Below are 17307 nucleotides of genomic sequence, written 5' to 3' on the forward strand. Positions count from 1 at the left end.
GGCCCACCGATGAACCGAAACTGAACATCCGCATTACAATTGTGTAATGAATTCCGTCTTTTAATCGAAGGAGTTGAACATCGTCGCAAAGGTAGGAGCGAGCGGCGCGGCAATGCGATTTGCGCGTCCATCCATTTTCCGACACCGCCTGTCGCGCGGCAACGGCCCATCGAAATCGACAAAATTTTATTATCCGGCTAAAATATTCAAGCTAATATCGACCAACACCATGATCATGATTCGTAACCCCGCTTCTCATCCAGCTCGCCCCGCCAAACAGGGCGCGCGCCCTGTTTTCGTGCAGGCGGCGACATGAGCGGGTCCGTCGTCCTTCTGCATCTGGCCGGCGCCGTGGCGCTGATGCTGTTTGCCACCCGCATGGTGAAAACCGGCGTCGAGCGCGCCTATGGCGACGTGCTGCGCCACCGTTTGCGCGCCACCATGCGCAATCCGATCATGGCGGTGCTGGCCGGCACCGGCCTCGCCATCGCCCTGCAGAGCTCCACCGCCGTCACGCTGCTGGTCGGCTCCTTCGCCGGGTCCGGCATCGTCTCGGGCGCCGCCGGCCAGCTTGCCGTGCGCGGCGCCGAGATCGGCTCGGCGCTGGTGGTCAAGCTGCTGACCTTCGATCTCACCCTGCTGGTGCCGCTCTGCCTGATCACCGGCACGGTCATGTTCATGGCCACCGAGCGGCGCGACTGGCGCCAGTCCGGCCGCATCCTGGTCGGCGTCGGCCTTTTGATCCTGTCGCTGGAAATGATCGGCCAGGCATCGGAGCCGCTGCGCAACAGCCAGCTCATGCCGGTCATCATCAATTACTTTTCCACCGATTCCATCACCGCCTACCTGCTGGCGGCGCTGATCACCTGGCTGTTCCAGTCGAGCATCGCGGCGGTGCTCTTGATGGCGACGCTGGCCGGCCGTGGCCTGATCACGCCCGAACTCGGCGTCGTTCTCATCCTTGGTGTCAATCTCGGCTCATCGATCATCGCGCCGATGCTGACCCGCTCGTCAAGCCCCGAAGTGCGCGTCGTGCCGATCGGCAACCTCCTGATGCGCGGTCTTGGCTCGCTGGTCATGCTGATCCTGGTCATGATTTTCAGGCCCCACTTCGCCTTTCTCGGCTCGACGGCGGCGGATCAGATCGTCAATGCCCACATCCTGTTCAATGTGCTGATCCTGCTCGCCGGCCTGCCGCTGGCCGGCTTAGTCTATCGCGCCTCGGAGAAGATCGTCGCACTGGGCGCCAAGCCGGCGCTGGCCAGCACACTCGACGTCGTCGAACTGTCCGCGCTCAACGAGAGCGCGCTCGACGTGCCGAGCCAGGCGCTGGCCAACGCCACCCGCGAGGTGGTGCGGGTCTGCGAGACCGTCGAGATCATGCTCAAGCGCATCATCGAGCTCTACGAGAGCGCCGACGCCGACAAGATCAAGGCTCTGGCCGCACTCGACGACCGCGTCGACAGGAAGCATGCCGCGATCAAGCTCTATCTGGCCAAGCTTACCAGAAACCCGCTGACCGAGGACGAAGCGCTGCGCTGCCAGGAACTGATCGGCGCCTGTGTCAAGCTGGAGCAGGTCGGCGACATCATCGTGCGCAACATGCTGGTGCATGTGAAGAAGAAGTTCGAGCGCGGACTGGAATTCACCGACGAGGGCTGGAGTGAATTGTTCGCCTTCCACAGCTCGGTACTGGCCAATGCCCGGCTCGCCTTCAACGTGCTGGTGTCGCGCGATCCCGAGACTGCCCGCCAGCTGGTGCTGGAAAAGGACCAGTTGCGCGACCGCGAGAAGGAAACCAGTGCCAGCCATTTCGTGCGGCTGCGCGACGGCACGGCCAAGAGCGTCGAGACCAGCTCGATCCATCTCGACACCATCCGCGACCTGAAACAGATCAACTCGCTGCTGGCCTCGATGGCCTATCCGGTGCTGGAAGAGCGCGGCCTGCTCACCGGGTCGCGGCTGAAGGCGAGCTGATCACGACACCGTCAAGCACCGCCATCGTTTCGGCGGCAAAATACCTTTGCTCTGTTTCCCCCAGTCGGGATAAGGGTCCATTGGCCCAGCCTTTCGGAGGAAATCGATGGACACCCATTCGCGCAGTTTCGCCAAGGCGCTCTCCTGGCGTGTGACCGGCACCATCGACACGATAATCATTTCACTCGTCATAACTGGAAGCATCAAGCTCGCCGCGACCATCGGCCTGACCGAGGTCGTCACCAAATCGCTGCTCTATTATCTCCACGAACGGGCATGGCTCAAGATTCCCTACGGGCGCAAGACCACAGCTTAGCGGCCTCGGCGCAAGACCGAGCCAGCGCGCCTCACCCGACCGTCGCGCGAGCAGATGACGATCGAGAACCCGATCAAGAAAAGCAAAAGCGGCGCCAACAATTTCTGGATTGCCCGCAAAGCCCATCCGTGGTTTGAGGCGCTTTGCTCAGGATCGCTTCCCGCCATGTCGCTTCCGCTCATCGCCCTGTTCATCGCTGCCTTTGCCTTCGGCACCACCGAATTCGTCATCGCTGGCGTACTGCCACAAGTGGCGCAAGGTCTTGACGTTTCGGTTCCCTCCGCCGGTTATCTCGTCTCCGGCTACGCCTGCGGCATCGCCATCGGCGGTCCGCTGCTGGCGCTCGCCACCAAGTCGCTGTCGCGCAAGACCTTGCTGCTCGGTCTCGCCATCGCCTTCACCATTGGCCAGGCGGCCTGCGCGCTGGCGCCCGACTTCACCTCGATGCTTTTGTTGCGCATTGCCGTTGCGGTCGCGCACGGCGCCTATTTCGGCGTCGCCATGGTCGTCGCCGTCGGTCTTGTGCGCGAGGACCAGCGCGGCATGGCGGTTGCCGTCATCCTGTCCGGCCTCACCGTCTCCAACGTCATCGGCGTACCCGCCGGCACCGCGATCGGCAATATCTGGGGCTGGCGCGCGACCTTCTGGGTGATGTGCGCGCTCGGCGTGGCGGCAACGCTTGCCATGGCAGCCCTTTTGCCGCGCACGACCGGATCGTCGGCCAGGCCAGCCGGTTTCGCCCGCGAGGTTCGCGTGCTGGCCCGCCAGCAGGTCTGGACCTCGCTGATCCTGATGCTGATGCTGATGATCGGCCAGTTCGGCCTGTTCACCTATATCACGCCGACACTGCTTGAGGTCACCGGGCTCGACGAGAACCTGGTGCCGTGGGTGTTGCTGCTCAACGGCGTCGGCGCAACGCTCGGCGTCTTCCTCGGCGGTAAGCTCTCCGACTGGAAGCTGATGCCGTCACTGATCACCATGCTGGCGCTGCAGGCGGTGACGCTTGGCGTGATCTATGCCGTTAGCCCCTATCCCTTGCCTATGATTGCCGCGATCGTCATCTGGGGCGGTCTCAACTTCGCTATTGGAACACCGATCCAGACCCGCATCCTTGCCTGGACGGCGGACGCCTCGAACCTCGCTTCGTCGCTCATTCCGTCCGGCTTCAATGTCGGCATCGCGCTGGCCGCGTCGCTGGGCGCCGCCATGCTGAATAGCGGCTATGGCTACCGCAGCCTGCCGCTGCTCGGCGCCATCGCCATGCTTGTCGCCGTGGCGGTGGCGCTCGCCTCCTATGTCTGGGAGGGGCGCAGTAACGCCGCGCCGCCGCAGACGACCCCAGCGGAGTAGCTACGAAGCTGAGGCCCTCACCCGCGCCAGCGCAGCAGGCGCATGGCGTTGGCGGTGACCAGCACGGTGGCGCCGGTGTCTGCCAGGATCGCCGGCCACAGGCCGGTGATGCCGGCAATGGTGGTGACCAGGAACACCGCCTTCAGCCCGAGCGCCACGCTGATGTTCTGACCAATATTGGCCATCACCGCCCGCGACAGTTTTACCATGCGCGCGACATCCATGACGCGGCCGTGCAGGATCGCCGCGTCGGCGGTTTCCAGCGCCACATCGGTGCCGCCACCCATTGCGATGCCGATGTCGGCGGCGGCCAGCGCCGGCGCGTCGTTGATGCCGTCGCCGACCTTGGCGACCTTCAGCCCCTCGCGCTGCAATTCGCCGACGATGCGCTGCTTGTCCTGCGGCAACAGCTCCGCCCGCGCCTCGATGCCGAGCGACGCAGCGATGGCTTCTGCCGTGCGGCGGTTGTCGCCGGTCAGCATCACCGCGCGGATGCCCTCTGCCTTCAGCGCCGCGATCCCGGCAGCCGCATCCGGCCGCGGCTCGTCGCGCATGGCGATCAGCCCGGCCACCACGCCATCGGCAACAAGTACCGACACCGTCTTGCCTTGGCCGTTGAGGCTGTCGACGGCAAGGCGCTGCGCTTCGGTCATCACGGCGCGTTCGCCCGCCTCCTGGCCGGAGCCGAGGAAGACCGCAACGCCGCCGACGCTGCCCTCGACACCCTTGCCGGAAATCGCCTTGGCCGCCAGGGCCGGCGGCACCGGCGCTTTGTCGGCCTTGGCCCGGCCCAGGATCGCCATGGCCAACGGATGGCTGGAGCCCTGCTCCAGCGCTGCCGCCAGCGCCAGCACGCTGCGTTCATCCCTTCCATACGCCACAATGTCGGTGACGACAGGCTTGCCCGCCGTCAGCGTGCCGGTCTTGTCGAAGGCCACCGCCGTGATCCGGCGAAACCCTTCCAGCACGGCACCACCTTTCATCAACAGACCACGCCGCGCGCCGGTCGCCAGCCCTGCGGCGATCGCCGCAGGCGTCGAGATGACCAGGGCGCAGGGGCAGCCGATCAGCAGGATCGCCAGGCCCTTGTAGATCCATCCGTTCCAGTCGCCACCAATGAGCAGCGGCGGCAGCAGCGCCACCAGCGCGCCGACCGCCAGCACGGCCGGCGTGTAATAACGCGAGAAGCGATCGATAAAACGCTCTGTCGGCGCCTTGGCCTCCTGCGCCTCCTCCACCAGCCGCACGACGCGGGCGATGGTGTTGTCGGAAGCGGCCGCCGTCACCCGTATCTTGAGCACGCCGTCGGTGCTGATCGTGCCGGCGAAGACGGCTTCCGCGATCCCCTTGCGCTTCGGTGTGCTCTCGCCGGTCACCGGCGCCTCGTCGATGTCACCAGCCCCTTCAACGATCTCGCCATCGGCGGGGATGCGGTCGCCCGGCCGCACCACGATGACATCGCCGACCGCAAGGTCTTCGGCGGGAACCTCTGATGTGCCGCCTGCCCGCTCGACCAGTGCTGTCTTCGGCACCAGATCGGCAAGTCCCTGGATGCTCGCCCGCGCGCGGCCGGCGGCAACACCTTCCAGAAGTTCGCCGACCAGGAACAGCATCACCACGGCGGCGGCTTCTTCCGTGGCGCCGATCATCACAGCGCCTATCGCCGCGATGGTCATCAGCATCTCGATCGAAAACGGCGTGCCGGCCAATGCCGCCATCAGCGCGCGCCGCGCGATCGGCAGCAGACCGACCAGCAAAGCGGCCAGGAACACCCAGCGCTCGGCCACTGAGACCAGATGGCCGATGCCGTAGGCGGCAACAAGCGCCGCCGCGCAAGCCAATGTCAGCGCTGCCCGGCGGGAGCGCCACCACGCCTGCCCCGGCTCCGCATCGCCGTGGAGATGGGTGGAACCATTGATCTTGGTAGTCTGTTCGCCGGCATCGTGGCCCGCATGATTGTGGCGTTCGTGATTGTGACCTTCGTGGTCATGGTGGTCGTGATCGGCATGCGCCTTGTCCGACACCGGCGCGACGCGTCCCTCTGCCTTGACGATGCCGTAGCCGAGCCGTGCCACCTGCTGCAGCACCTTGCCATCGTTGAGCGAACCGCCATGGCTGACCGTCATGCTGGCGCCGGTCACCGAAACCGAGACATCGGCGACGCCGTCGAGCCGGCGCACCGCCGTATCGATCTTAGCCGCGCAGGAGGCGCAGTCCATGCCGCCGATCTTGAACCGTGTCTGCCTCAGGGGCACCGTCATCACATCACCTGTCCGTCTTGCCCACACTGCGTCGCCGCATGGGTCTTGAATGCTGATGTCAGGCACTGTAATTGCTCTAGTCACTAGAGCTTCAAGAGGAAAATTCATGTTTTCGATCGGTGATCTCTCCCGCCGCACCGGGGTCAAGGTGCCGACCATCCGCTACTACGAGCAGATGGGCCTGGTCGCCGCGCCCGAGCGTTCGGAAGGCAACCAGCGCCGTTACTCCAGGCAGGAGCTGGAGCGGCTGGCCTTCATCCGCCACGCCCGCGACCTCGGTTTCGCAGTCGAGGACATCCGCTCGCTGATCGAATTGAGCGGTCATCCCGAGCAGCTCTGCGGCCACGCCGACCGGATTGCCGAGGAACAACTGATTTCTGTGCGGGAGAAGATTGCCCAGCTGAAGCGGCTGGAAACGGAGCTGGAGCGCATCGCCACCTGCTGCGACGGCAAGACGGTCGGCGACTGCTACGTCATCCGCGCACTGTCGGATCATGCGCTATGTGCTGACGAGCACGGGTGAGAAGCCGCCCCCTACAGCTCTATCCGGAACCGCAAACTCTCCACCCCGCCATAGGCGGCATCCTCGAAGAAGCGTTCGACGAGCTTGCCGCCATTGGCCAGGATCACCCTGTGCGATGCCGGATTGCCCGGCTTGGCGGTGATCTCGACGTGGGCCAGGCCGACCGCCCTCGCCTCGTCCAGCATCAGCCGCAGCGCTTCCGTGGCGTAGCCGCGTCGCCGCTTCCATGGCACCACCGCATAGCCAATATGACCGAGCACATGCGGCGGCAGTTCCGCCGTGCCCTTCTGCCAGCGAAAGCCGATCGAGCCCGATGCCTCGCCGTCCCAGATCCAGCGGCGGAAGCCCGGCAGGCGCGGTACCTGCTTGCCGTCGGGCAAAGTGATCGGGCCGCCCTTGGCCTGGGGATCATCGAGGTCGGCGAGAAAAGCCACCGGATTCCTCTCGATTGCCGCAAGCTGCTCGCGCGTCGTTTCCAGCAGTCGCACATTGTCCGGCGACCAGCCGCGTTCGAGCGCCGCCTTGTAGGACGGCAAATGTTCGAGCGCGGGTTTGACGATTTCGATCATGGATGCACCGTGAAGACGCTACGCCGGTAAAATAGCATCCTTGCCCGGGAAGGCACGGTCCACCAAAGCGCGGCCTCTTACGACAAGGGCCGCGCTCCCATCGCTGGAAACGCGGCCCCGATCTTAGGTCCTTGGGAGGACTGGCACTCCGGCGCGGCCGCGCCGGAGTGCCCTTACGCGATCTCAGGCGATGTCGAAGCGGTCGGCGTTCATCACCTTGGTCCATGCCACAACGAAATCCCGAGCGAATTTCGCCTTGGCGTCCGCCGTTGCATAGGCTTCGGCCAGCGCCCGCAGCTGTGAGTGCGAACCGAAGATCAGATCGGCGCGGGTGCCGGTCCACTTGATTTCGCCTGTCTTGCGGTCGCGGCCTTCGAACACGTCTTTGGCCTCCGATGCCGCCTTCCACTCCGTGCCCATGTCGAGCAGGTTGACGAAGAAGTCGTTGCTCAGCGCTTCCGGCTGCTTGGTGAAGACGCCGTGCTTGGACTGCCCGGCATTGGCACCGAGAACGCGCAGACCGCCGACGAGAACCGTCATCTCCGGCGCGGTCAGCGTCAGCAGCTGCGCACGGTCGACCAGCGCCTCCTCGACGGTCAGCCGCTGCTTGCCGCTGACATAATTGCGGAAGCCGTCAACCGTCGGCTCCAGCGGCGCGAAGGAGTGGATGTCGGTCTGCTCCTGCGAAGCGTCCATACGGCCCGGCCAGAAGGGAACGTCCACGCTGTGGCCCGCGTCCTTGGCGGCCTTCTCGACGGCGGCACCGCCACCGAGAACGATCAGGTCGGCAAGCGAGACTTTCTTGCTGCCGGTCTGCGAGGCATTGAAGTCCTTCTGGATCGCTTCGAGCTTTTCGAGCACCTTGGCGAGTTCAGCCGGCTGGTTGACGGCCCAGTCTTTCTGCGGCGCGAGGCGAATGCGCGCGCCATTGGCGCCGCCGCGCTTGTCGGAACCACGGAAGGTCGAGGCCGACGCCCAGGCCACCGAGACCAGCTGCGACACCGACAGGCCGGACGCCAGTATCTTGGCCTTGAGCGCGGCAGCATCCTCTTCGTCGATCAAGACATGATCGACCGCCGGGATGACGTCCTGCCAGGGCAGTTCCTCCTTGGGAACCAACGGGCCAAGATAACGCACGAGCGGGCCCATGTCGCGATGGGTCAGCTTGTACCAGGCGCGGGCGAAGGCATCGGCGAACTGATCCGGATTCTCATGGAAGCGCTTCGAAATCGTTGCGTAGGAGGGATCGAAACGCAGGGCGAGATCGGTGGTCAGCATGGAGGGTGCGTGACGCTTGGCCGAGTCATGTGCGTCCGGCACAGTGCCGGCGCCCGCGCCACCCTTCGGCGTCCACTGATGCGCGCCGGCCGGGCTCTTGGTCAGCTCCCATTCGAAGCCAAACAGATTGTCGAAGAAGTTGTTGCTCCACTTGGTCGGCGTCGTCGTCCAGATCACCTCCAGGCCGCTGCCGATGGTGTCGCCGCCCTTGCCTGTGCCGAATTTGCTCGCCCAGCCAAGGCCCTGCTGCTCGATATCAGCGCCTTCCGGCTCGACGCCCACCAGGCTCGCATCGCCGGCGCCATGGGTCTTGCCGAAGGTGTGGCCGCCTGCGATGAGGGCTACGGTCTCCTCGTCGTTCATCGCCATGCGCGCGAAGGTGTCTCTGATATCGCGCGCCGAGGCCAGCGGATCCGGATTGCCGTTCGGCCCTTCCGGATTGACGTAGATCAGCCCCATCTGCACGGCGGCGAGCGGATTCTGCAGGTCGCGATCGCCGCTGTAGCGCTCGTCAGCCAGCCACTTGCCTTCGGGACCCCAGTAGATGTCCTGCTCCGGCTCCCAGACGTCGGCGCGCCCGCCGGCGAAACCGAAGGTCTTGAAGCCCATCGATTCCAGCGCGACGTTGCCGGTGAGGATCAAAAGGTCGGCCCACGAGATCTTGCGGCCGTATTTCTGCTTGATCGGCCACAGCAGCCGGCGCGCCTTGTCGAGGTTGACGTTGTCCGGCCAGCTGTTCAGCGGCGCGAAGCGCTGCTGACCGGCCCCGGCGCCGCCACGGCCGTCGGCGATGCGGTAGGTGCCGGCGCTGTGCCAGGCCATGCGGACGAACAGTGGCCCGTAATGGCCGAAGTCGGCAGGCCACCACTCCTGCGAATCCGTCATCAGCGCATGCAGATCCTTGATGACGGCATCGAGATCGAGGCTCTTGAATTCCTCGGCATAGTCGAACGCCTCGCCCATCGGATCGGACAGCGGCGACTGCTGGTGGAGAACCTGGACATTGAGCTGATTCGGCCACCAGTCGCGGTTGCCCCTGCCAACGGCGGTGTGCACGACCGGGCATTTACCCTTGCTGTTATCGTCTGTGTTGGCGTCCATGTTTTCTCCGATCGTGGCTGTGTTGAGCTTTGCCCTCAACGGCTGCGTGAACAAGGGCCTGTAATGCCCTTCGAGACGGCTCCGTGGCCGCCGCGACGGTCATGAGCCCGAATATGCGAAATGTCCTACTGCCCTGAGCCTGCCCTGGACAAGATTGTGTTGAAACAAAAACAACCCAGAACGCACGCCCACACCGATGATGCGGACTGTGGCGTCGGCTGCCTTTCATCTCCCTACCAGACTCTATAGCAAAGCCGCTCGATTAAATTAAGTTGGATTTACTGATCACAAAGATAAGGTGGGGTTATGGCAAATCTGACCCTGAAGCAGTTGCGCTATTTCGAGGCGCTGGCGCGGCACAACCATTTTGGACGCGCGGCGGATGCCTGTGCGATCTCCCAGCCCGCCATTTCGGTGCAGATCAAGGAATTGGAAGAGACGCTCGGCACCGAGCTGTTCGAAAGAGGCCCGCGCCAGGTCCGGCTGACCAATTTCGGCGAGGAATTTGCCCTGCGCGTGCGCGGCATCCTGCGCTCGGTGGACGAACTGACTGATCTCGCCCGCTCTTCGCGTGACAGACTGGTCGGCCGGCTGCGCATCGGCGTCATCCCGACGGTCGCGCCCTACCTTTTGCCAACCATCATCGGCAACCTCTCGCGCATGCATGACGGCCTCGATATCCACGTGCGCGAGACGCTGACGCAAAAGCTGATCCAGGAACTGGCGGACGGTCGGCTTGATGCGGCTATCGTCGCGCTGCCGGTGTCCGAACCGTCGTTGACGGAGGTCGTGCTGTTTGCCGAAAACTTCGTGCTGGTCCGGCCCGGCGAGGACGAGGGAAAGCCGGTGCCCAATCGCGAAATGCTGCGCGAAATGCGGCTGCTTCTCCTGGAAGAGGGCCATTGTTTCCGCGATCAGGCGCTGTCGTTCTGCAGCATGCATTCGGCACGGCCGCGTGAGTTGCTGGACGGCAGCTCGCTGTCGACCCTGGTGCAGATGGTCGGCGCCGGCATCGGTGTCACCTTGATTCCGGAAATGGCCGTGGCGGTGGAAACGCGCTCGGCGCCGGTCTCCGTCGCGCGCTTCAGAAGCCCCCAGCCCTCGCGCACGATCGGCATGGTCTGGCGCAACACCAGCCCGATCGCCAAACAGCTGTTGCGGATTTCCGAAGTCGTTCGTCAGTCGGCCGACGCGCTGCGCGCGCAACACAATCCGACATCGGTTGCGCACCTCCTGAATCTGACGGCTGCCGCCCAATGAAGGCTGCTTGACAGATCCGTCAGCTCGCTTCCTGGAACCGGATTTCGCCCTCGTTCAGGAAGCATGTCTTGTTGAACAGCGACAGATCCAGCGGGTTCGGCAACCGGACATCGCTGATGTCGGGAACCGGCTTCTTCGCCGGATCGTATGACCGATCGATCTGCGAGAGGAAGACGAGGATCAATCCCCTGTCGCCGGCAAACGCCTTCAGCGTGCGGCCTGCACCATCAGGTCCGGGTTTTCCCGCTTCTGATCGAGCAGTTGCGGATAATCGATCAACACCAGCGTGCCGCGCGACGGGTCGCTCAACGCACTGACGATGTAGTCGGCGCTGATGGCGTCGGAATTATCGAATGTGAACTGATCGTTGAACTGCACCGGATCCGCCCCGATGGCGCGAAACCGGTCCAGCACATCCCTTTGCGTGTACTCCAGCGTGAAAGACACGCCGCGATGGCCAGACTTCATGGCTTCGATTGCGAGTTCGAGGCTCATCAGCGTCTTGCCGTGGCCGGGCCGCGCACCCACCAGGACCAGATCGCCGGGCGCTAGTTGCGCAAACAATGTTCCGGCAGGCGCCACCTCGGCTGCCCTGGCTGCAAGCAGACTCCAGCTGCTGAAACCTTCCTCGGTTGCAACACGATCAAGCGCTTCGTGGGAGCGCAATCTTGCCCTTGCGAGACAACAGCCTGGCTTGACGCTTGAGACGGTGGATGGGCGCGGACAGCTTCATCGCAAAACCTCCTGGTGTGAGCCGTTTTCGCAATCCCTCCTTATGCCCTGACAAACCGCGCGGCGGTTTGGCAGCGGTGCTCGAACAGTCGGTTCGGTAATCGGATAGCCCAGCATGAATGATGCTTTCCCAGCGGAGGGAGGAGGCGTGGGCTGCGCCAGAATCAGATGATAGCTCAATCCGAAGGGATCGAAAATCGCGGACAGTCAAAGATGCGGAGACGTCCGCCGCACGCATGGAGCCAGCAGGTCGGCGTAGGTCCGTTTGCGCAGAAAGGGCGCGCAAACAAAGGGGGCGCTAAACAAGATGTGTTTCGCCTGATAATGCAAGGCCCTTTATGATCGATTCCCAGCGGCAACACCGCAAGCAAACGGCTTTGGCAGGAGAAGTGACCGGTGCGGTTGAGATTCATCCCTGTGGGTATCGTCCCGATCCTCAGCCTCCTCGTCGCCGTCATTGCCTTGACGGTGTCGGCTCGATCCTCTGCCGCACCATCAGGCGTTCCAGCCTGGCTGCAGGCCCATGTCGGCGACAGCGACGGTCAGATCTCACAAGTGGTGCTGGAACGGGCGCGCGCGCTTTACCTGAAGAAGGTGGCGCAAGGTGCCGTCAAGAACCCCTGCTACTTTGCCATGGATGCAACACGCCCCGGCGATCTGGGTAATGGCGTGCTCGGGCGCCGGTATTATGTCATCTGCGAAGCCAGCCAGTCGTTTCGCGCGATCTCGTCGGGTCATGGCGGCGGCCGCAACCTGAAAGGCACTGTCGATTTTTCGAATGGCAGGCGGTGCTCGAAGAACTTCGGCAACGCCATGGATTCGGAACTCACGGCCGGCGGAGCCTATATGACGCACGAGGCGAAAACGTCGTTCAAAGGCTTTTATAGCACCGGCGCCAAGCAGGATGCGGCTTTCCTGCGCACCTTCATACAGTTCGACGGCGAAGGCGAAGCCGCCAACGCCAGGCAGCGGGTGATCGGCGGTCACGCGGCGCAGGTGCTGCGCGCCCAGTGCATGCGCAAAAATCCGAACAGCTCATATGCCGATCATGACGGTCTGGTGCCGTTCGGCAAGCTGGTCGCCTATACTGGCGGCCGCAGCAATGGCTGCACCAGTTGGTCGCCGACGGATGCCCGGCAGATCATCTCGATGGTGAAGGACAATCCGACGACGCTCTACATCTATCCCGAATCAGGCGACATCGCCGCGGTGGCCGCCAACCCTTCGCAGTCGGGCGCCTATTGGAACGCATCCTGCCTGAAGGAAATCGGCAAGCCGAAATTCTGGCCGCGAAAGACCCTCGAGCCGATCATCGCTCAATACAGGAAGGATCACCCGGCACCGCCGCCGCAGCCGGTACCGATCTGCAAGGGGCCGTGAAGTCCGCTTCACTCTGCTGGATTGCGGACCTCAGTCCCCTACTGCAACAGGCTTTTGACGATGCCGCTCGCCTTGCCGAAATCCATCTGGCCGGCATATTTCTGCTTCAGCGCGCCGATCACCTTGCCCATGTCCTTCTGGCTGGCCGCTCCCGTCGCCGCAATCGCCTCGCGCGCCGCAGCCTGGATGGCGGCATCGTCCAACTGCGTCGGCAGGAAGGTGCGGATAATCTCCATCTCGCCGCGCTCCTGCGCGGCCAGTTCCGGCCGTTTGCCGTCGTCGAAGGCCTTGGCCGATTCCTCGCGCTGCTTCACCATCTTGGCCAGGATCTGCAGGATCTCCTCGTCGCTGGCCGGCTCCTTGGCCGAACCGCGATTGGCGATGTCGCGGTCGTGGATGGCGGCCTGGATCAGCCGCAATGTCGGCAGCCGGTGCTTGTCCTGCGCCTTCATCGCGCTCTTCAGGGATTCGGCGATTTTTCCGCGCATGGTGTATTCTCCTTCGATCGGCGCGGACAATAGCGCCGGGGAATGCGCAAGGCAAATCCCGAAGGCAGACGTCAAATAGCTGATATTGTTCGATGAAATAAATCCATGCCGCTCGGTGCCGGCATCATTGACCGCTTTGGCCCCTTCCCCTATGTACTGGGCCTTGCATGAACTGAGTTTTGACTGCGCGCAGGCTTGCGAAATCGCTGCCGTGCGCCGTTTGCTGCGCCAAGGTCCGCCGGGCCAATCGAAGGGCGTAGCCTTTTAGGAGTGCCGCCATGGCCACGATGACCGCCCCTTGGACCACCGAAAAGCCGACCGCGCTGTTGGTGCTGGCCGACGGCACCGTCATCGAAGGTCGCGGCCTCGGCGCCACCGGCTCCGCTGTCGCCGAAGTCTGCTTCAACACGGCGCTCACCGGCTACCAGGAGATCCTCACCGACCCGTCCTATGCCGGCCAGATCGTCACCTTCACCTTCCCGCATATCGGCAATATCGGCACCAATGACGAGGACATCGAGGACCTCAATCCGGCCGCCCGCGCCGGCGCCGTCGGCGCCGTGTTCAAGGCCGATGTCACGAACCCGTCCAACTACCGCGCCGGCACCGGCCTCGACCAATGGCTGAAGAAGCGTGGCATCGTCGCCCTGTCGGGCATCGACACCCGTGCACTGACCGCGCTGATCCGCGAAAAGGGCATGCCCAACGCCGTCATCGCGCATGCGCCCGATGGCGTGTTCGACCTCGACGATCTGAAGCGCCGCGCCGCCGCATGGTCGGGCCTGATCGGGCTCGACCTCGCCAAGGAGGTCACGTCGGGCCAGTCCTCGGTCTGGCGCGAGACGCCCTGGGTGTGGAACGAAGGCTTTGGCGAACAGACCGAGCCGACAATGCATGTCGTTGCCATCGACTACGGCGTCAAGCGCAACATATTGCGCCTGCTCGCCGGCCTTGGCGCCAAGGTCACCGTGGTGCCGGCCAAGACGGGCGCCGAGGAAATCCTCGCCATGCAGCCGGACGGCATCTTCCTCTCCAACGGCCCTGGCGACCCGGAAGCCACCGGCGACTATGCCGTGCCGGTCATCCAGGATCTGTTGAAGACCGACATCCCGGTGTTCGGGATCTGCCTCGGCCACCAGATGCTGGCGCTGGCGCTGGGCGGCAAGACCGCCAAGATGCATCAGGGCCATCACGGCGCCAACCATCCGGTCAAGGACCACACCACTGGCAAGGTCGAGATCGTCTCGATGAACCATGGCTTCGCCGTCGATGCCGACTCGCTGCCATCAGGCGTCGAGGAAACCCATGTCTCGCTGTTCGACGGTTCGAACTGCGGCATCGCGCTCACCGGCCGGCCGGTGTTCTCGGTCCAGCATCACCCCGAGGCTTCGCCCGGCCCACAGGATTCGCACTATCTGTTCCGCCGCTTCGTCAATTTGATCCGCGAAAAGCGCGGCGAGGAATTGCTGGCCGAGCGAGCTTAACTCGATCCGTTAGCGCTGCCCCTCATCTGCCTGCCGGCATCTTCTCCCCGTGCACGGGGAGAAGGGAGCTGTGGCGACCTCGGCCTTGTAGCCTCACGCCGGATGCGGCTGCCATGGCTCATATCCGTGCTCCATCTTCGGCGACGCCGGTGGTGACCTTCGTGCGCGCCACCGGCCTTGCTACTTTCGTGACGAAGACAATAACTGCCAGTGTCAGGAAACACGCACCGACCAGGTAGGGCGCGCCGCCGAAGGTCACCGGCGCGTTCGGCCCGGTGAACCACGAAAAGATCGCCGTATAGAGCAGCGGCGTGATGATCGAGGTGATAGAGAAGATCGAGGTCATCGCGCCCTGCAACTCACCCTGCGCCGAAGGCGGCACCTTGGCTGCGGCGAGGCTCCTCAATGGCGGGTCGGCCAGCGCTTCGAGACAGCCGACGACGATCACCGCATAGATCATCCAGCCCTGCGACGCGAAGGCGTAGCCGAAGGCGCTGAGCGCGGTGAAGGCAAGACCGATCACCGCCGTCTTCCATTCGCCAAGCCTGGGGATCACGCGCGGCAGCACCGTCGCCATGACGATCGCCCCGCACAGCCCGAAGGCCCCGAGCGAGAAGCCGATCTGCTGCTCGCTCCAGCCATAGCGATAGTTGGAGACGAACGACCACACCGCAGGATACATCATGTGCCCGAGCGTCATCAGGAAGAAGGCAAGCCCGATCCAGCCGATGCCATGGTACTGGCGCATCTGGAGAAGCGTGCCGACCGGGTTGGCGCGTTTCCACTCGAAGCGGCGGCGATGCTTGTCATCCAGCGTTTCCGGCAGGAAAAACAGCGCGATCAGGAAGTTCACGAAGGCGAGCCCGGCGGCGAAATAGAACGGCACGCGTGGTCCGAACGTGCCGAGCAGCCCGCCCAGAACCGGCCCGATGACGAAGCCGACGCCAAAGGCGATGCCGAGCAGGCCGAAATTCTTCGCCCTATTCTCATCGTTCGAGATGTCGGCGATGAAGGCGGATGTCGTCGAGTAGCTGGCGCCCGAAATGCCGGCCAGCACGCGCCCGATGAACAGCATCGGATAGGACCAGGCAACGGCACAGATCAGGTTGTCGATGGAAAACGTCAGCACCGAGGCGAGCAGGATCGGCCGCCGCCCGAACCGGTCGCTCAAGCCGCCCATGATGGGCGCGAAGACGAACTGCATCGCCGCGTAGACGAAGAACAGCCAGCCGCCTTCGATCGCCGCGCCGCTGATGCTCACCCCGGTCAATTCCCTGAGATAGGCCGGCAGCACCGGCATGATCATGCCGAAGCCGATGATATCGAGCAGCAGCGTGGTGAAGACGAGCGCGAGGCCCCGTCTGGCGGTTTTGGGGTCGATCATGATGGGTCAAGCTCCTCTGCTCGCCCTGGGGCGCAGGCGGACGCACCTTATAGGCGAGCCCGCAGCAAGGAACAATAAGGGAACAGTCCGGAGTTTTTCATCCTGACAGCCCCTGACGGCATTTGGCCGTCAGGTCAGTGCCCGGAAGCGGCTAATCAAATTGGCCCGCTCAGAGTGTTGCAATCCGAAAGCTTGCCGCTCTTGTAACCGCGCGCCAGCCAGGTCTGCCGCTGCTGCGAGGTGCCGTGATTGAAGCTTTCCGGAACGACATAGCCTTGTGTCTTCTTCTGCAGCGTGTCGTCGCCGATCTGCTTGGCGGCGTTCAGCGCGCTTTCCATGTCGCCCTGCTCCAATATGCCCTTCTGCGCGGTGTAATGCGCCCACACACCGGCGAAGCAGTCGGCCTGGAGCTCGATGCGCACCGACAGCTGGTTGGCATCGGCTTCGCTCATGCCTTGCCGCATCTGGTTGAACTTGGACATGATGCCGGTCAGGTTTTGCACGTGGTGCCCGACCTCATGCGCGACCACATAGGCTCGCGCGAATTCGCCCGAAGCGCCGAATTGCTGGTCGAGCTGCTGGAAGAAGGTCATGTCGAGATAGACCTTGTGGTCGCCAGGACAATAGAACGGTCCCGCCGCCGCGGAGGCAAAGCCGCAGGCCGAGCGGACCTGGCCGGAAAACAGCACCAGCTTGGGATCTTCATAGGTCAGCCCCTGCGATTTGAAGATGCCGGTCCAGGTGTCCTCGGTCTCGGCCAGCACGGTCGCGACGAACTGCTTCATCTCGTCATTGGCGGGCGTACCCGCGCCGCTGTCCTGGCCACCGCCGCTGTTGTCGGTGATCTGACCGCCGCCGCCCGGCAGCAGGCCACCGTCGCCGCCACCCAGGATCGTCGACGGATCGAAGCCGAAATACCATCCGGCCAGCACGACCAGGATGACGAGGAAGATGCTGCCGCCGCCACCGGCACGGCCGCCGATCGGGATGCGGAACTGACCAGGGCTGCCGCCGCCGATTCCGCCGCCGCTGTCGCTGCGGTCGTCCTCGATATTGTCACTCTGACGACGGCCCTTCCAGAGCATGGCAACTCCTCGTGCTGCGAACCTCCCCGTTGTTCCGGGGCTCAACCCAACAAACAATTATCCCAATGGTTGCACCAAGTCACAGCATTTTTCGACGGCCTTTTGGCCACAGGGTCGCC

Annotated in this window: 14 protein-coding genes and 1 pseudogene; 8 read left to right on the plus strand and 7 right to left on the minus strand. The window is 63.9% G+C overall.

Translation table 11 applies throughout. The annotated features are described in order from the left end of the window. Positions 1-73: 73 nt before the first annotated feature. From ASD12_RS35090 to ASD12_RS29900, 4 genes are all read left to right on the plus strand, one after another. On the plus strand, positions 74-316 hold the full coding sequence (locus ASD12_RS35090; protein ID WP_156398680.1) for a hypothetical protein: 243 nt from the start codon (positions 74-76) through the stop codon (positions 314-316). Next, the gene (locus tag ASD12_RS29890; RefSeq protein ID WP_056595328.1) at positions 313-1977 is read left to right on the plus strand and encodes a Na/Pi cotransporter family protein; all 1665 of its coding nucleotides are present in this window, start codon (positions 313-315) and stop codon (positions 1975-1977) included. The genes ASD12_RS35090 and ASD12_RS29890 overlap by 4 nt, the downstream gene beginning before the upstream one ends. 106 nt (positions 1978-2083) lie before the next feature. Continuing rightward, complete coding sequence (locus ASD12_RS29895) at positions 2084-2293, plus strand: DUF2061 domain-containing protein (protein ID WP_056595331.1); 210 nt, start codon at positions 2084-2086, stop codon at positions 2291-2293. A gap of 165 nt (positions 2294-2458) precedes the next feature. Further along, complete coding sequence (locus tag ASD12_RS29900; protein ID WP_056595956.1) at positions 2459-3643, plus strand: MFS transporter; 1185 nt, start codon at positions 2459-2461, stop codon at positions 3641-3643. A gap of 17 nt (positions 3644-3660) precedes the next feature. Here ASD12_RS29900 and ASD12_RS29905 read toward each other — a convergent pair whose 3' ends face one another. Next, positions 3661-5904, minus strand: coding sequence for a heavy metal translocating P-type ATPase (locus ASD12_RS29905; RefSeq protein WP_056595333.1), 2244 nt, complete (start codon positions 5902-5904; stop codon positions 3661-3663). Positions 5905-6010: 106 nt separating this feature from the next. On the opposite strand from ASD12_RS29905, the gene ASD12_RS29910 reads away from it, so the two are divergent. Further along, positions 6011-6427 carry a helix-turn-helix domain-containing protein gene (locus ASD12_RS29910; RefSeq protein ID WP_056595335.1) on the plus strand — a complete coding sequence of 139 codons (417 nt, stop codon included), beginning with the start codon at positions 6011-6013 and terminating at the stop codon, positions 6425-6427. A gap of 11 nt (positions 6428-6438) precedes the next feature. On the opposite strand, the gene ASD12_RS29915 is transcribed toward ASD12_RS29910, so the two are convergent. Both ASD12_RS29915 and katG read right to left on the minus strand, forming a co-directional pair. Further along, positions 6439-6996, minus strand: coding sequence for a GNAT family N-acetyltransferase (locus ASD12_RS29915; RefSeq protein ID WP_056595336.1), 558 nt, complete (start codon positions 6994-6996; stop codon positions 6439-6441). Between the two features lie 183 nt (positions 6997-7179). Next, on the minus strand, positions 7180-9375 hold the full coding sequence (gene katG, locus ASD12_RS29920; protein ID WP_082525754.1) for a catalase/peroxidase HPI: 2196 nt from the start codon (positions 9373-9375) through the stop codon (positions 7180-7182). Between the two features lie 306 nt (positions 9376-9681). On the opposite strand from katG, the gene ASD12_RS29925 reads away from it, so the two are divergent. Further along, positions 9682-10635, plus strand: coding sequence for a hydrogen peroxide-inducible genes activator (locus ASD12_RS29925; RefSeq protein WP_056595338.1), 954 nt, complete (start codon positions 9682-9684; stop codon positions 10633-10635). A 19-nt stretch (positions 10636-10654) separates the two neighbouring features. Here ASD12_RS29925 and ASD12_RS29930 read toward each other — a convergent pair. After that, a pseudogene (locus ASD12_RS29930) lies at positions 10655-11368 on the minus strand (DNA helicase). A 395-nt stretch (positions 11369-11763) separates the two neighbouring features. On the opposite strand from ASD12_RS29930, the gene ASD12_RS29935 reads away from it, so the two are divergent. After that, complete coding sequence (locus ASD12_RS29935; protein WP_056595340.1) at positions 11764-12747, plus strand: hypothetical protein; 984 nt, start codon at positions 11764-11766, stop codon at positions 12745-12747. Positions 12748-12785: 38 nt separating this feature from the next. On the opposite strand, the gene ASD12_RS29940 is transcribed toward ASD12_RS29935, so the two are convergent. Next, positions 12786-13235 (minus strand): GatB/YqeY domain-containing protein, encoded by a 450-nt coding sequence (locus ASD12_RS29940; protein ID WP_056595342.1) that lies wholly within the window; start codon positions 13233-13235, stop codon positions 12786-12788. A 278-nt stretch (positions 13236-13513) separates the two neighbouring features. On the opposite strand from ASD12_RS29940, the gene carA reads away from it, so the two are divergent. Further along, positions 13514-14719, plus strand: a complete 1206-nt coding sequence (carA, locus tag ASD12_RS29945) for a glutamine-hydrolyzing carbamoyl-phosphate synthase small subunit (protein WP_056595345.1) — start codon at positions 13514-13516, stop codon at positions 14717-14719. Positions 14720-14837: 118 nt separating this feature from the next. Here carA and ASD12_RS29950 read toward each other — a convergent pair whose 3' ends face one another. Together ASD12_RS29950 and ASD12_RS29955 are read right to left on the minus strand one after the other, a co-directional pair. Beyond that, positions 14838-16103 carry a TCR/Tet family MFS transporter gene (locus tag ASD12_RS29950; protein ID WP_056595347.1) on the minus strand — a complete coding sequence of 422 codons (1266 nt, stop codon included), beginning with the start codon at positions 16101-16103 and terminating at the stop codon, positions 14838-14840. 155 nt (positions 16104-16258) lie between these two features. Then, positions 16259-17188, minus strand: coding sequence for a neutral zinc metallopeptidase (locus ASD12_RS29955; protein WP_056595349.1), 930 nt, complete (start codon positions 17186-17188; stop codon positions 16259-16261). Positions 17189-17307: the final 119 nt, after the last annotated feature.

This window comes from Mesorhizobium sp. Root102, from assembly GCF_001425625.1.
GTDB lineage: Bacteria > Pseudomonadota > Alphaproteobacteria > Rhizobiales > Rhizobiaceae > Mesorhizobium.

Coding starts and splice junctions, on each gene's coding strand:
- ASD12_RS29925 (WP_056595338.1), top strand. CDS start 9,682: ATGGCAAATCTGACCCTGAAGCAGTTGCGCTATTTCGAGGCGCTGGCG.
- katG (WP_082525754.1), bottom strand. CDS start 9,375: ATGGACGCCAACACAGACGATAACAGCAAGGGTAAATGCCCGGTCGTG.
- ASD12_RS29900 (WP_056595956.1), top strand. CDS start 2,459: ATGTCGCTTCCGCTCATCGCCCTGTTCATCGCTGCCTTTGCCTTCGGC.
- ASD12_RS29950 (WP_056595347.1), bottom strand. CDS start 16,103: ATGATCGACCCCAAAACCGCCAGACGGGGCCTCGCGCTCGTCTTCACC.
- ASD12_RS29890 (WP_056595328.1), top strand. CDS start 313: ATGAGCGGGTCCGTCGTCCTTCTGCATCTGGCCGGCGCCGTGGCGCTG.
- ASD12_RS29940 (WP_056595342.1), bottom strand. CDS start 13,235: ATGCGCGGAAAAATCGCCGAATCCCTGAAGAGCGCGATGAAGGCGCAG.
- ASD12_RS29905 (WP_056595333.1), bottom strand. CDS start 5,904: ATGACGGTGCCCCTGAGGCAGACACGGTTCAAGATCGGCGGCATGGAC.
- ASD12_RS29895 (WP_056595331.1), top strand. CDS start 2,084: ATGGACACCCATTCGCGCAGTTTCGCCAAGGCGCTCTCCTGGCGTGTG.
- ASD12_RS29955 (WP_056595349.1), bottom strand. CDS start 17,188: ATGCTCTGGAAGGGCCGTCGTCAGAGTGACAATATCGAGGACGACCGC.
- carA (WP_056595345.1), top strand. CDS start 13,514: ATGGCCACGATGACCGCCCCTTGGACCACCGAAAAGCCGACCGCGCTG.
- ASD12_RS29910 (WP_056595335.1), top strand. CDS start 6,011: ATGTTTTCGATCGGTGATCTCTCCCGCCGCACCGGGGTCAAGGTGCCG.
- ASD12_RS29915 (WP_056595336.1), bottom strand. CDS start 6,996: ATGATCGAAATCGTCAAACCCGCGCTCGAACATTTGCCGTCCTACAAG.